Genomic DNA, 13,722 nt, shown 5'->3' with positions numbered 1-13,722 from the left:
GTCGACGCCCGCGCGTCGACCGCCGAAACGCGAGCGGCGCAGCACGATCACAGCGATTGCCGCGACCGCCGCCGCGCAGCCAAACTGCACGTGCGACGGCGCGCCGGCCCAATGTGCAAGCCCGCCAGCAATAACTCCCAGCGCGATCATCAGCAGATAGAACGTGCCGGTCAGCAGCTCCAGCACGATCAACACGCCCGCTGCGCCCCACCACAAGAGTGCGCCTGTCGCCACGTCGGTCTCCTAAAACAAAACACCCCGGGTCTCCGGGGTGTTTATAGCACGAACCTTACTTGTATTTACAGCCATGATCCCTGGGGCGCGTTGCCGCAGCGATCGCCACCATGCTTATTGCTTCACCGACTGCTTGCCCGACTTCGCCAGCGCCTGCCACGTCTCGATGATCGTGTCGGGATTCAGCGAGATCGACGCGATGCCCTCGTCGGTCAGCCATTGCGCGAAGTCCGGATGATCCGACGGACCCTGGCCGCAAATGCCGACATACTTGTTCAGCCGCAGGCAGGTTTCGATCGCGCGTTTCAGCATGAACTTCACCGCCGGATCGCGCTCGTCGAAATCGACCGCGAGCAGTTCCATGCCGGAGTCGCGATCGAGGCCGAGCGTGAGCTGCGTGAGGTCGTTCGAACCGATCGAGAAACCGTCGAAGAACTGCAGGAATTCTTCGGCGAGGATCGCGTTCGACGGCACTTCGCACATCATGATCAGGCGCAGATCCTTCTCGCCGCGCTTGAGCCCGAACTTCGCGAGCAGGCCAACCACGCGTTCCGCCTGCTTCAGCGTACGCACGAACGGCACCATGATCTCGACGTTGTCGAGGCCCATCTCTTCGCGCACCTTCTTCAGCGCGATGCACTCCATCTGGAACGCTTCAGCGAAATCTTCGGCGATGTAGCGCGACGCGCCACGGAAACCGAGCATCGGGTTTTCTTCATCCGGCTCGTAACGCGAACCGCCGATCAGCTTCTTGTACTCGTTCGACTTGAAGTCCGACAGACGCACGATGACGGGCTTCGGATAGAACGCCGCGGCGATCGTCGCGATGCCTTCGGTCAGCTTGTCGACGTAGAACGCGCGCGGCGATGCGTGACCGCGCGCGACGCTCTCGACCGCTTTCTTCAGATCCGGATCGACGTTCGGGTACTCGAGGATCGCCTTCGGGTGCACGCCGATGTTGTTGTTGATGATGAACTCGAGCCGCGCGAGACCGACGCCCGCGTTCGGCAGTTGCGAGAAATCGAACGCAAGCTGCGGGTTGCCCACGTTCATCATGATCTTCACCGGGATCTCGGGCAGTTCGCCGCGCTGCACCTCGGTCACTTCGGTTTCGAGCAGGCCGTCGTAGATCCGGCCTTCGTCGCCTTCCGCGCACGACACGGTAACGAGCGCGCCGTCCTTCAGCAGGTCGGTCGCGTCGCCACAGCCGACCACCGCCGGCACGCCCAGCTCGCGTGCGATGATCGCCGCGTGACAGGTACGGCCGCCGCGATTCGTGACGATTGCGGCCGCGCGCTTCATCACCGGCTCCCAGTTCGGATCGGTCATGTCGGCGACCAGCACGTCGCCCGGCTGCACGCGTTCCATCTCCGACGGATCGTGAATGACGCGCACCGGGCCCGCACCGATCTTCTGGCCGATCGCGCGGCCGGTGGCGATCACCTGCGACTGGCCTTTCAGCTTGAAGCGCTGTTCGGCCTTGCCCGCCGCCTGGCTCTTCACCGTTTCAGGACGTGCCTGCAGGATAAAGATCTTGCCGTCGCGGCCGTCCTTGCCCCACTCGATGTCCATCGGACGCTGGTAATGCTGCTCGATGATGACCGCGTACTTCGCGAGTTCGATCACGTCGTTGTCGGTGATCGAGAAGCGGTTGCGCTGTTCGTGCGCGACGTCGACGGTCTTCACGCGGCCCGGCTCGCCCGGCTTCGTGAATTCCATCTTGATCAGCTTCGAGCCGATCGAGCGACGGATGATCGGGTACTTGCCCTGCGCGAGCGTGGTCTTGAAGACGTAGAACTCGTCCGGATTCACCGCGCCCTGGACGACGGTTTCGCCGAGACCGTAGCTCGACGTAATGAACACCGCGTCCTTGAAGCCCGACTCGGTGTCGAGCGTGAACATCACGCCCGCCGCACCGACGTCCGAGCGAACCATCCGCTGTACGCCCGCTGACAGCGCGACCTCGGCATGCGTGAAGCCCTTGTGGACGCGATAGGAAATGGCCCGGTCGTTATACAGCGACGCGAACACGTGCTTCATGCGGTCGAGCACGTCGTCGATACCGACGACGTTCAGGTAGCTCTCCTGCTGACCGGCAAACGAAGCGTCCGGCAGATCTTCCGCGGTGGCCGACGAGCGGACCGCGAACGACAGCTCTTCGGGCGAACTCTTCGTGAGCGTCTCGAACTGGGCGCGAATCTCTTCCTGGAGACGCGGCTGCATCGGCGCATCGACGATCCATTGACGGATCTCCTTGCCGGCTTCGGCAAGCGCCTTCACATCGTCGACATCCAGCGTTTCGAGACGCTTCGCGATCCGTTCGGTGAGCGTGTTGTGATGCAGGAACTCGCGGAACGCGAGCGCCGTCGTGGCGAAGCCTGTCGGCACGCGCACGCCGGCTTGCGCAAGCTGGCTGATCATCTCGCCGAGGGACGCGTTCTTGCCCCCGACGACTTCGACGTCGGTCATGCGCAACTGCTCGAACGGAATTACATACGCCTGATCCTTTGCGACGTTAGCTGCGTTAGTCATACAAGCCCCTAAGTGTGAAAAAATTCTCGGTTGCGCAAGTGGGCTTGAACGCGTGCGCTTATAAGAAGCGGTGGACGCGCCTTGCACAACCTGTTGGAGAAGCAATCGCGTCGCGGACATGGCCCGGCGCGTGAAGCACCGGAGCGCAAGCTGCATCGTGCGGGCGACGAAATGGAACGTTCGGCGCTTTTGAATGCAGACTGCGCGAATTGCGATCAAAAAGCGAGGCGATAGCCGAATATGGCTGTCGGTTCGCCTGCAATTGCTTATCCAACAGGTTGCCGCTATTCTACCGTGCCGACTCTGGAAATGTGACAGTCGGACGAGAATTGCGCCTCGAACGTGCACCCGGACCGCCGTCGGGCCTTGCGAGGCCACAGCCGGCACCCGGCGCCCGCCTGCGCGACCCAAGGCGCGTCGCGGCGACGCCACCGCTTTTCCGGCCAGCCCGCCGGACGGCGCATCCGCGGCGCTGTTTCAGCCGGGCAATGCTGCTGCGTATCAGCACGCTCATGCTCATGTTCCCGTTTTAGCCCCACTCGATGCCGCCCACCGTATTCATCGTTTCCGACGGAACCGGGATCACTGCCGAAACCTTCGCGCATTCGATCCTCTCCCAGTTCGACCAGAAATTCCGCCTCGTCCGCGTGCCCTTCGTCGATTCGACCGAGAAGGCTTACGCGACACTCGAAAAGATCAATGAAGCGCGCGACGTGGAAGGCCGCCGGCCTATCGTGTTCACGACGCTCGTCGACAGCGCGTCGAACCAGATCGTCAAGGGTTCGAATGCATTAGTGCTCGATATGTTCCAGACTTTTGTCGAGCCGCTCGAACTGGAACTGGAACTGAAGTCGAGCCACGCGATGGGCCGCGGCCACCAGAACGCCGATACCGAGGAATACAAGAACCGCATCGAGGCGATCAACTTTTCGCTCGCTCACGACGACGGTCAGTCGAACCGCAATCTCGCCGACGCGGACGTGATCCTGGTGGGCGTATCGCGCAGCGGGAAGACGCCGACGAGCCTCTATCTGGCGATGCAGTACGGTGTGAAGGCAGCAAACTATCCGCTGATCCCCGAAGACTTCGAGCGCGGCAAGCTGCCGACGCCGCTGCTCGCGCACCGGCAGAAGATGTTCGGGCTGTCGATCGATCCGCAGCGGCTCTCGGAGATCCGCAACGAGCGCCGCCCGGGCAGCAAGTACGCAGCGATCGAGAATTGCCGCTACGAGATCAACGAGGCGGAAACGATGATGAGGCGGGAGAACGTCAAGTGGCTGTCGTCGACGCACAAGTCGATCGAAGAAATCGCGACGACGATCCTGCAGGAAATCAAGCTCGACAAGCCGGCGTACTAAGCGCGTCCTAGCTCCTGCGCTGCTGCCGGCACTGTTCGAACAGACAGACGGCGGCGGCCGCGGCGACGTTCAGCGACTCCATGCCGCCCGGTTGCGGAATGGTCACGCGCTGCGTCGCGGCCTCGCGCCAGAACGGCGACACGCCCGCCCCTTCGTTGCCGAACACCCACGCGAGCGGCCCGCTCAGATCGCAGTCGTAGAGCGCTTCGGCGCCGTGCGAATCGGTAATCGCCGCGGGCACCGCGAGGCGTTCGCGCAGCGCGTCCGGCTCGACGTCCTCGTGAATCTGCAGCAGGAAATGCGCGCCCATCCCGGCGCGCAGCACCTTCGACGACCACGCGTACACCGTACCCGGCGCACAGAACACTTGCGCAATACCTGCGGCCGCCGCGCTGCGCAGGATCGAGCCCGCATTGCCCGCGTCCTGAATACCGTCGAGCACTACGCAAGTCCCCGAGACACGTTCAGGTAGCGGCGCTGCCGGCCGTTCGACGAGCAGCAGCATCCCCACGCCGCTCACGACCGTCGACAGCTGGCCGAACAGCGCATCCGGCAGCGTGACGACGTGCGATGCGTCGATCCGCTCGACGATCGCGCGTGCTTCGTCGTGATCGAGCGCGCCTTCGGTCACGACGCAGGTCTCCGGCTGGCCGACCGCGTCGAGGTACGCACTCGCGAGATGAAAACCCTCGAGCAGCGCATGACCGCTGCGACGCTGCAGATGCGTCGAACCTGCCAGTGCCTTCAGGTGTTTGTAGAGCGGATTGTCCCGCGACGTGATCGCTTTCACAGGCTGCACAAAACGAGGGATCAGAAAGCGGCGCGTTCGCCGAACGCGTCGTCGTCGGTTGTGTCGCCAGGCGACACGGCCACGACCCGGGACTGCAAGCCGAGCCGCAGATGCGCTTCCCGCACCGGCGCGAACGACCGGCGATGATGCTCGCACGGCCCATGTTCGCGCAGCGCCGCGAGATGCTGCGGCGTGCCGTAGCCCGCGTGCGCGTTGAAGCCGTAGTGAGGGAAAACCTGATGCAGTTCGAGCAGCATCCGGTCGCGCGTGACCTTCGCGAGGATCGATGCGGCCGAGATGCTCGGCACGAGCGCGTCACCGCCGACGATGGCAACGCTCCGCACGGTCAGTGTGGGGCAGCGGTTGCCGTCGATCTTCGCGAGTGTCGGCACGATCGAAAGACCTTCGACCGCGCGCTTCATCGCGAGCATCGTCGCATGCAGGATGTTGAGTGTGTCGATTTCTTCGACCGACGCCGATGCGACGCAATACGCAAGCGACCGGTCGACGATCTTCTCGTACAGTGCCTCACGCTTCTTCGCACTCAGCACTTTCGAATCGTCGAGCCCGAGAATCGGGCGCTTCGGATCGAGGATCACCGCGGCCGCCATGACCGGGCCGGCAAGCGGCCCGCGCCCTGCTTCGTCGACACCGCAGACGATGTCGCCGGGCTGCTCGAAATCGAGGCCGCTCTGCGAAGCTGCCCGCGGACGGCGAGCCGCGTTCATCGCGGCGCCCTGCGCGTGCCGATCACGCTGGCGACCGCTTCCGCGGCACGCTGCGCCGTATTCTGCTTCAGCACGTGATGCATCTCCGTGAAGATTTCCGTCAGCGTGCGCCGGTTCGCATCGTCGCGCAACTGCGTCAAGGTCGCGTCGGCGAGCGCCTCGGGGGTCGCGAAGTGCTGCAGGATTTCCGGCACGACGAAGCGGCCCGCGAGAATATTCGGCAGCCCGACGTACGGCAGATAACCCTGCCGGCGCATGATCTGGCCGGTCAGCCAGGGCACCTTGTACGAGATCACCATCGGCTTCTTCAGCAGCGCGGCTTCGAGCGTGACGGTGCCACTCTTCACGAGGATCGCGTTGGCTGCAGTCATCGCGACCTGCGACTGACCGTCGGTGACCGTCAGCGCGAGGCCGGGATGCGCATCGATCAGCGGTTGCAGCAGTTCGCGCAGCGCCGGCGTCGCGGCGGGCATCACGAACCGGACACCCGGTTCACGCTGCTGCATCAGCGCCATCGCGTCAAAGAACGTCGGGCCGATCAGAGCGATCTCGGAGCGCCGGCTGCCTGGCAGCACTGCGATCACCGGACCGCCTTCCGGCAGCCCCAGCGTGCGGCGCGCGCCGGCTGTGTCGGGTTCGAGTGGAATCTCGTCGGCGAGCGGATGGCCGACGTAGGTCGCAGCAATTCCCGATTTTTCGAGCAGCGCGGTTTCGAACGGAAACACGCACAGCATGTGATCGACAGCCTTGGCGATCTTCTTGATCCGTCCGCCGCGCCATGCCCAGATCGACGGGCACACGAAGTGCACGGTCGGAATGCCCGCGTCGCGCAGCGGATGTTCGAGGCCGAAATTGAAATCGGGTGCATCGACGCCGATGAAGACGTCGGGCGGCTCGGCCAGCAGCTGGCGCTTCAGTTCGTTGCGGATGCCGAGGATGTCGGGAATGTGCCGCAGCGCTTCGACGTAGCCGCGCACGGTCAGCCGGTCCATCGGCCAGTGCGCTTCGAAGCCCGCCGACGTCATGCGCGGCCCGCCGATCCCGTAGTACCGCGTGCCCTCGGGCAGGCGAGCCTTCAGCCCGTCGAGCAGCGATGCCGCGAGCAGGTCGCCGGACGGTTCACCGGTCACCATCGCGAGCCGCAACGGACTGGGTTGTAGCGTCATCGGCTAGCGGATGATGCCGCGTTGCGACGCGTCGACGAAATCGGCCAGCGATTTGACCGGTGCATCGCCGTCACCGCCCGCCGACGCGAGTTCGCGCAACTGGACCTTCGCTTCTTCGAGCGACAGGCCGTTCTTGTACAACACCCGGTAAGCCGTACGCAGCGCGGAGATCGCATCCGGCGAGAAACCGCGGCGGCGCAGGCCTTCGACGTTGATGCCGTGCGGCTCCGCCTTGTTGCCGGCGGCGATCACGAACGGCGGGATGTCCTGCACGAGCGCCGACGCGCCGCCGAGCATCGAATGCGCGCCGATCCGCACGTACTGATGCACGCCCGACATGCCGCCCACGATCGCGAAATCGCCGATCAGCACGTGGCCCGCCATCTGCGCGTTGCTCGACAGGATCACGTTGCTGCCCACCTGGCAGTCGTGCCCGATGTGCACGTACGCCATGATCCAGTTGTCGTCGCCGAGCGTCGTGACACCCGCGTCCTGCACCGTGCCGGTGTGGATCGTCGTGAACTCGCGGATCATGTTGCGGTTGCCGATCTCGAGCCGGGTCGGCTCGTCCTTGTACTTCATGTCCTGCGGACGGCCGCCGACCGACGCGTAATGGCCGATGCGGTTGTCTTCGCCGATCGTCGTGTGCCCTTCGATCACGCTATGCGAGCCGATCGTCGTGCGTGCGCCGATCGTCACGTGCGCGCCGACGATCGCGTAGGGTCCGATTTCGACCGTTTCGTCGACCTGGGCGCCCGGCTCGACGATCGCCGTGGGATGAATCCTGCTCATGCGTCCTCGCTACTTTCCGTGGTGTCGTCCCGCGGCGGCAGGCCGCTGGCGACGCGGACCTCGCGGCCCGCTGCCGGACGACGGATTACTCGGCGTCGGTATCCGTCTGGCGGACCGCGCACATCAGATCGGCTTCCGCCGCGACCGCCCCGTCCACTTCGGCGCGCGCCTTGAACTTCCAGATGCCGCGCATGTGCCGTTCGAACGTCGCAGTCAGGATCAGCTGGTCGCCCGGTTCGACGACCCGCTTGAAACGCGCGTTGTCGATGCCGACGAACAGATACAGCGTGCTGCCCGGATCGTGCGGCTCGTCCGAAAACGTCAGAAGCGCGGCCGTCTGGGCCAGCGCTTCGAGAATCAGCACGCCGGGCATCACCGGGCGCTTCGGAAAGTGCCCCGTGAAATACGGTTCGTTGATCGTCACGTTCTTCAGCGCTTTGATGCGCTTGTGCGGCTCGAGTTCAAGCACCCGGTCCACCAGCAGGATCGGGTAGCGATGCGGCAGCAGCGTGAGAATCTTGTGAATGTCGAGGTTGATTTTTTCGGTGCTCATGGTGTTTCTGCTCACGCTTGAAAGGCGCGACGATGACGGCAAATGCTGATGCGGATAATGGGTTGATCGCACATGCCGCCGGTCTCCGGTTCCCGCGGCGGCATGCGTTTTACGCGTTGCCCTTGGCGTCGCCTGGCACAGCGGTCGCTTCGAGTGCCTTGATACGGTCGCGCAGCTTGTCGAGATTGCGCATCAGCGCGGCGCTGCGGTTCCAGTCCGCGTGATCGACGGCTGGGAACGCGCTCGTGTACATGCCGGGCTTCAACAGCGACTTCGACACGCCCGACTTCGCCGTGACGATCACGTAATCGGCGAGTGTCACGTGGCCAGCAATGCCCACCGCGCCGCCGATCATGCAATGCCGGCCGATCGTCGTGCTGCCCGCGATGCCCGCGCAGCCCGCGATCACCGTATAGGCGCCGACCTTGCAGTTGTGACCGATCTGCACGAGGTTGTCGATCTTCACGCAGGTCTCGATCACGGTGTCGGCCATCGCGCCGCGGTCGATCGTCGTGTTCGCGCCGATCTCGACATCGTCGGCAATCGACACGCCGCCCACTTGCGGAATCTTGACCCAGCTGCCGGTGCGCGCGTCGCCTTCACCGGTGAAATCGGGTGCGAAGCCAAAACCGTCCGAGCCGATCACCGCGCCCGCGTGCACGATCACGCGCTCGGCGAGCGTGCAGCCGTGATAGACGGACACGTTCGGGTACAGATGCGAATTCGCGCCGATGCGCGTGCCGCGCCCGATGAATACGTTCGCGTCGAGCCGCACATGCTCGCCGATTTCGGCGCCCGCCTCGACCGTTGCGTGCGGACCGATCACCGCGCTCGCCGCAATTTTCGCCGACGGATCGACAGTCGCGCTCGCATGAATGCCCGGCGTCACCTTCGGTGCCGCGAGATCGATGAAGGTCTGCGCGATTCGCGCGAAGTAAGCGTACGGGTTCGGCGTGACGATGAAGTTGCGGCCGTCACGAGACTCGAGCTTCGCGAGATCGTCAGCGGCGATCAGCACCGCACCCGCGCGGGTGCTCTCGACCTGCGACAGATACTTCGGGTTGGCGAGGAACGCCAGCTGGTCCGGGCCCGCCTGATCGAGCGGCGCGAGACTGCCGACCCGATGCGACGCGTCACCGACTACTTCACCGCCGAACTGCCGAACGATGTCCTCGAGCGTAAATGCCATGCGTGTGCTGCTCCTGCTTTGCTGGGCGGATCAGTTCGTGGTGCTCGATGCCGCAAGCGCCTTCAGCACCTGGTCGGTGATGTCGATGCGCGGACTGACGTACACCGCCTCCTGCACGATCAGATCGTAATGCTGCTGCTCGGCGATCTGCTTGATCACCTTGTTTGCGCGGTCGAGCACGGCGGCGAGTTCTTCGTTGCGCCGCTGGTTCAGGTCCTCGCGGAATTCGCGCTGCTTGCGCTGGAAGTCGGTATCGAGCTGCGACAGGTCGCGCTGCTTCTGTGCGCGATCGTTCGCCGACATCGATGCCCCGTTCTTGTCGAGCGCGTCGGACATCGTCTTCAGCTTCGCCGCCATGTCCTGAAGATCCTTGTCGCGCTTCGCGAACTCGGCTTCGAGCTTGGTCTGCGCCGCCTTCGCCGGCAAGGATTCGCGCAGGATGCGGTCCGAATTGACCGCGGCGATCTTCGCCTCCTGCGCATGCGCAACCCCGAACCCGAGGGTCATCGTCAGGGCCAGCGCCCATGCACACGCCACACGTTTCGAAAACATACCGGTTTGCAAAGTCATCCTCTCGATACTGTAGGGGGTCCCGGTGCGCTCGCTCAGAATGCCGTCCCGATCTGGAACTGGAATTTCTGATACTGGTCACCCGTGTGCTTCTGCAGCGGGAAGCCAAGGCTCAGCTTCAACGGTCCGATCGGCGAGATCCACGCGAGACCGACACCGTAGCCGTACCGCAGGCCATTCGCGCCGGTGCTGTTGCCTTCCGAACCCCAGACGTTACCGGCGTCGAGGAACGTGAACACACGCAGCGTGCGGTCGTAGCCGGTGCCCGGCAGCGGGAACGTCAGTTCGATGTTGCCCACGACCATCTCGTTGCCGCCGATCGGGTCGTTCGTCGTCTTGTCACGCGGACCCAGCGAGCTCGGCTCATAGCCACGCACCGATCCGATGCCGCCCGCGTAGTAGTTCTTGAAGATCGGGTACGGCTTGCCGCTGAGGCCATTACCGTAGCCGCCCTGGAAGTTCAGCCCGAGCACGAAGCCGCGCGCAAACGAGTAATAGTACTGCGCCTGGACGTCCGCCTTGTAATACTGGGTGCCGCCAGCCGGCGTACCGTACTCGGCGTTGGCCTGCGTGAAGTAGCCGCGGCTCGGCACGAGTGCGCTGTCGCGCGCGTCGCGCGACCAGCCCACGGTGAGCGGCACGTTGTTCGACACGCGGCCGAACTCGCTCACGTAATCCTTGTAGCTTTGCGGCGTCGCGCTGTCGATGTCGAGCGTGTTCTGCTCGAAGCCCGCGCCGAAGAACACGGTGTCGACTTCCGAGAACGGAATGCCGAACTTCAGGTCGCCGCCCACCGTGACGATGCGGAAGCTCGAATTGGTCGAGTAGTACAACGGCTGGTACGTGCGGTAATAGACGTCGGTGATGCGCTTGATGCCGTCGACCGTGAAGTACGGATCGACCTGCGTGACCGTCAGCGTCCGGTATGTCTTCGCCGTGTTCACGTTGACCGACAGGCTCGTGCCCGAACCGAACACGTTGTCCTGCGATACGCCCGCCGACAGCACGACCTTGTCCGTCGACGAGAAACCGGCGCCGAGCGTGATCGCACCCGTCGGCTTTTCGGTGACCTTCACGTCGACGTCGACCTGGTCGGGCGTGCCTTCGACCGGCACCGTCGTCACGTCGACGTCGGTGAAATAGCCGAGGCGGTTGATCCGGTCTTTCGACAGTGCGAGGCGGTTCGAATCGAACCACGAGCTTTCGAGCTGGCGCATTTCGCGGCGCACGACTTCGTCGCGCGTCCGCGTGTTGCCCACCACGTTGATGCGCCGCACGTACACGCGGCGGCTCGGATCGATCTGAAGTGTCAGGTCGACCTTGTGATGTTCCTGATCGATCTGCGGCACCGCGTTCACGGTCGCAAACGCGTAGCCGTATTCGCCGAGCTTGTCGACGATCGCCTTCGTCGCGGCCTGCAGTTTTTCCGCCGAGAAGCGGTCGCCCGGCTTGATCTTGACGAGCTTGCTCAGTTCGGCTTCGCGATCGAGCAGATTGCCGCCCAGCTTGATGCTTGAAATCGTATACGGCTCGCCTTCATGCAGCGTCACCGTCAGGTACATGTCCTTTTTATCCGGCGAGATCGACACCTGGGTCGACTCGAAGCTGAACTCGAGGTAGCCGCGATTCAGGTAGTACGAGCGGACGTTTTCGAGGTCGCCGGTGAGCTTCTCTTTCGCGTACAGATCGTTCTTCGTGTACCACGAGAACCAGTTCGGCGTGGACAGCTGCATTTCGTCGCGCAGCGTGCTCGTACTGAACGCCTTGTTGCCGATGAAGTTGATCTGGCGGATCTTCGCGCTCGGACCTTCGACCACCGAGAACAGCAAACCCACACGATTGCGGTCGATCGGCGTGACGGTGGTCGTGACCTCGGCCGCGTAGTAGCCGCGCGTGAGGTACTGACGCTTCAGTTCCTGCTCGGCCTTGTCGACAAGCGCCTTGTCGTAGTAACGACCTTGCGACAGCCCCACTGCGCGCAGCGCCTTCGTGAGGTTGTCCTTGTCGAACTCGTGAATGCCGGAGAAATCGATCGTGCCGATGGCCGGACGCTCGAGCACCTGGACGATCACGACGTTGCCTTCGGTCGCGATCTTGACGTCGTTGAAGAAGCCCGTCGCGTACAGCGCGCGGATCGCCTCGGAGGCCTTGTCGTCGTCGAACGTATCGCCTTGCTTGATCGGCAGGTAGGAGAACACGGTACCCGGTTCGACGCGTTGCAACCCTTCGATCCGGATGTCCTGCACCACGAATGGTGTCGTCGCGTGAGCCACCAGCCCATGCGCGGCGAATGCCGCGGCTACAACCGTCTTCGGTACAAAGCGATGAGGTTTAAACAACGTGCTTCCCCAGTGTGTATAGCTGCATCAGGTCAGGCGGTCGTCATCGTGAACGCCGCCGGACACTTTAAAAATGGATTAAACGAGCCAGATCGTTGAAAAGCGCGATCGCCGACAATGCGACGATGCAGGCGAGTCCCGCTCTCTGCAGAACCAGCTGCCAGCGATCGGATACAGCTTTGCCGGTTATAGCTTCAACCAAATAATATAACAGATGCCCCCCGTCCAATACCGGAATTGGTAACAGGTTAAGCACTCCGAGGCTGATACTGACGAGCGCGAGGAACGATAAAAACGCAGATGGACCGAGGCGGGCACTCTTGCCCGCGTAATCGGCGATCGTCACCGGGCCGGACAGATTCTTCAGCGATGCCTCACCGACGATCATCCGCCCGAACATCCGCAGCGAGTACACGCTCAGGTCCCACGTGCGGCGCGCGCCGAGTTCGATGCTCTCGACCGGACCGTAGCGGACTTCGAGCGACGGCACCTGGGTGGCCAGCTCCGCACCGATGCGACCGACATCGCGGCCGGTCGTATCGTCGCGCTGCGCGACCGGAACGATCACGATGTTCTGGAGCGTACCGGGCGTGCGGCCCTGGGCGCCCCGCTCGACTTGCAACGTAACGGCGCGGCCCGCATGCGACTTGATCGTTGCGATGAACGCCGTGGCGTTGTCGACGGGCCGGCCTTCGACCGCGCGCACCCGGTCGCCCGTCAGCAGTCCGGCCTTCTGTGCCGCGCTACCCGCCAGCACGCCCGCGACCGACAGCGTGCCGCCGCCCGGTTCGAAACCGAGGCGTGACATGAAATCGTCGTCGACGTCCTTGTCGGATACGTTGCGCAGATCGACGGGGAAATCAAACGTGCCGTGCGCGTCCTTCGCGCTGAGGATCACACGTCGATGATCGAACGCAGCGCCGAGCAGCTTCCAGCGCAGATCGGACCACGAGCGCACCGCCTCCGCACGGTCGCCGTCCGCCGTGTCCGCATCGCGCACGGAGACCACGGTCTCGCCGCCGTCGAAGCCCGCGAGCGCGGCTGGCGTATTCGCCGGCGGCGCCGCGACGATCGCCGACGGCTCGGTCACGCCGGTCGCGAACACCAGTGCGAACAGCACGATGGCGAGAATGAAATTGGCGACCGGCCCGGCCGCAACAATCGCGATCCGCTTGCCGACCGACTGCCGGTTGAACGCCTGCGGTAATTCGTCGACAGGAATCGGCGTGCCCTCTTCGCGCTCGTCGAGCATCTTCACATAGCCGCCGAGCGGCAGCGCCGCGATCGTCCATTCGGTGCCGGTCTTGCGGCTCACCCAGCGGACGAGCGGACGCCCGAAGCCGATCGAGAAGCGCAGCACCTTCACGCCGCACAGACGCGCGACGCTGTAATGGCCGAACTCGTGAACGACGACCAGCACGCCGATCGCGACCACGAACGCCAGGATTTCGATCAACAGATTCATCGTCGC

Annotated in this window: 12 protein-coding genes; 1 reads left to right on the top strand and 11 read right to left on the bottom strand. The window is 63.9% G+C overall.

Annotated elements, in window-relative coordinates; all coding sequences use genetic code 11:
• A partial coding sequence (locus ACREXZ_RS19570) for an NfeD family protein (RefSeq protein WP_431765764.1) occupies nt 1–234 on the bottom strand: 234 nt, incomplete at its 3' end.
• Between the two features lie 114 nt (nt 235–348).
• Nucleotides 349–2,766: a phosphoenolpyruvate synthase gene (gene ppsA / locus ACREXZ_RS19565; protein WP_431765763.1), complete on the bottom strand. Its 2,418-nt coding sequence runs from the start codon at nt 2,764–2,766 to the stop codon at nt 349–351.
• Between the two features lie 542 nt (nt 2,767–3,308).
• Here ppsA and ppsR point away from each other — a divergent pair.
• Nucleotides 3,309–4,124, top strand: coding sequence for a posphoenolpyruvate synthetase regulatory kinase/phosphorylase PpsR (gene ppsR / locus ACREXZ_RS19560; RefSeq protein ID WP_431765762.1), 816 nt, complete (start codon nt 3,309–3,311; stop codon nt 4,122–4,124).
• 7 nt (nt 4,125–4,131) lie between these two features.
• Here the strand turns inward: ppsR and ACREXZ_RS19555 are convergent, their stop codons facing one another.
• From ACREXZ_RS19555 to rseP, 9 genes are all read right to left on the bottom strand, one after another.
• Nucleotides 4,132–4,914, bottom strand: coding sequence for a TrmH family RNA methyltransferase (locus ACREXZ_RS19555; protein WP_431765761.1), 783 nt, complete (start codon nt 4,912–4,914; stop codon nt 4,132–4,134).
• 20 nt (nt 4,915–4,934) lie between these two features.
• Nucleotides 4,935–5,642: a ribonuclease HII gene (rnhB, locus tag ACREXZ_RS19550; protein WP_431765760.1), complete on the bottom strand. Its 708-nt coding sequence runs from the start codon at nt 5,640–5,642 to the stop codon at nt 4,935–4,937.
• Complete coding sequence (lpxB, locus tag ACREXZ_RS19545; protein WP_431765759.1) at nt 5,639–6,808, bottom strand: lipid-A-disaccharide synthase; 1,170 nt, start codon at nt 6,806–6,808, stop codon at nt 5,639–5,641. Before lpxB ends, rnhB begins: the two co-directional genes overlap by 4 nt.
• Before the next feature lie 3 nt (nt 6,809–6,811).
• The gene (gene lpxA, locus ACREXZ_RS19540; protein WP_431765758.1) at nt 6,812–7,600 is read right to left on the bottom strand and encodes an acyl-ACP--UDP-N-acetylglucosamine O-acyltransferase; all 789 of its coding nucleotides are present in this window, start codon (nt 7,598–7,600) and stop codon (nt 6,812–6,814) included.
• Nucleotides 7,601–7,685: 85 nt separating this feature from the next.
• Nucleotides 7,686–8,153: a 3-hydroxyacyl-ACP dehydratase FabZ gene (gene fabZ, locus ACREXZ_RS19535; protein ID WP_431765757.1), complete on the bottom strand. Its 468-nt coding sequence runs from the start codon at nt 8,151–8,153 to the stop codon at nt 7,686–7,688.
• Between the two features lie 109 nt (nt 8,154–8,262).
• A complete protein-coding gene (gene lpxD, locus ACREXZ_RS19530; protein WP_431765756.1) occupies nt 8,263–9,342 on the bottom strand; it encodes a UDP-3-O-(3-hydroxymyristoyl)glucosamine N-acyltransferase in 1,080 nt (359 codons plus the stop codon).
• A 30-nt stretch (nt 9,343–9,372) separates the two neighbouring features.
• Nucleotides 9,373–9,906 (bottom strand): OmpH family outer membrane protein, encoded by a 534-nt coding sequence (locus ACREXZ_RS19525; RefSeq protein WP_431765771.1) that lies wholly within the window; start codon nt 9,904–9,906, stop codon nt 9,373–9,375.
• A 41-nt stretch (nt 9,907–9,947) separates the two neighbouring features.
• Nucleotides 9,948–12,251 (bottom strand): outer membrane protein assembly factor BamA, encoded by a 2,304-nt coding sequence (gene bamA, locus ACREXZ_RS19520; RefSeq protein ID WP_431765755.1) that lies wholly within the window; start codon nt 12,249–12,251, stop codon nt 9,948–9,950.
• Between the two features lie 67 nt (nt 12,252–12,318).
• Complete coding sequence (gene rseP, locus ACREXZ_RS19515) at nt 12,319–13,716, bottom strand: RIP metalloprotease RseP (protein ID WP_431765754.1); 1,398 nt, start codon at nt 13,714–13,716, stop codon at nt 12,319–12,321.
• Nucleotides 13,717–13,722 lie beyond the last annotated feature (6 nt).

Origin of the sequence: Paraburkholderia sp. (genome assembly GCF_050742655.1) — a bacterium.
GTDB lineage: Bacteria > Pseudomonadota > Gammaproteobacteria > Burkholderiales > Burkholderiaceae > Paraburkholderia.
The sequence above is the reverse complement of the archived record's forward strand: the minus strand, read 5'-3'. Positions and strand labels throughout refer to the sequence as shown.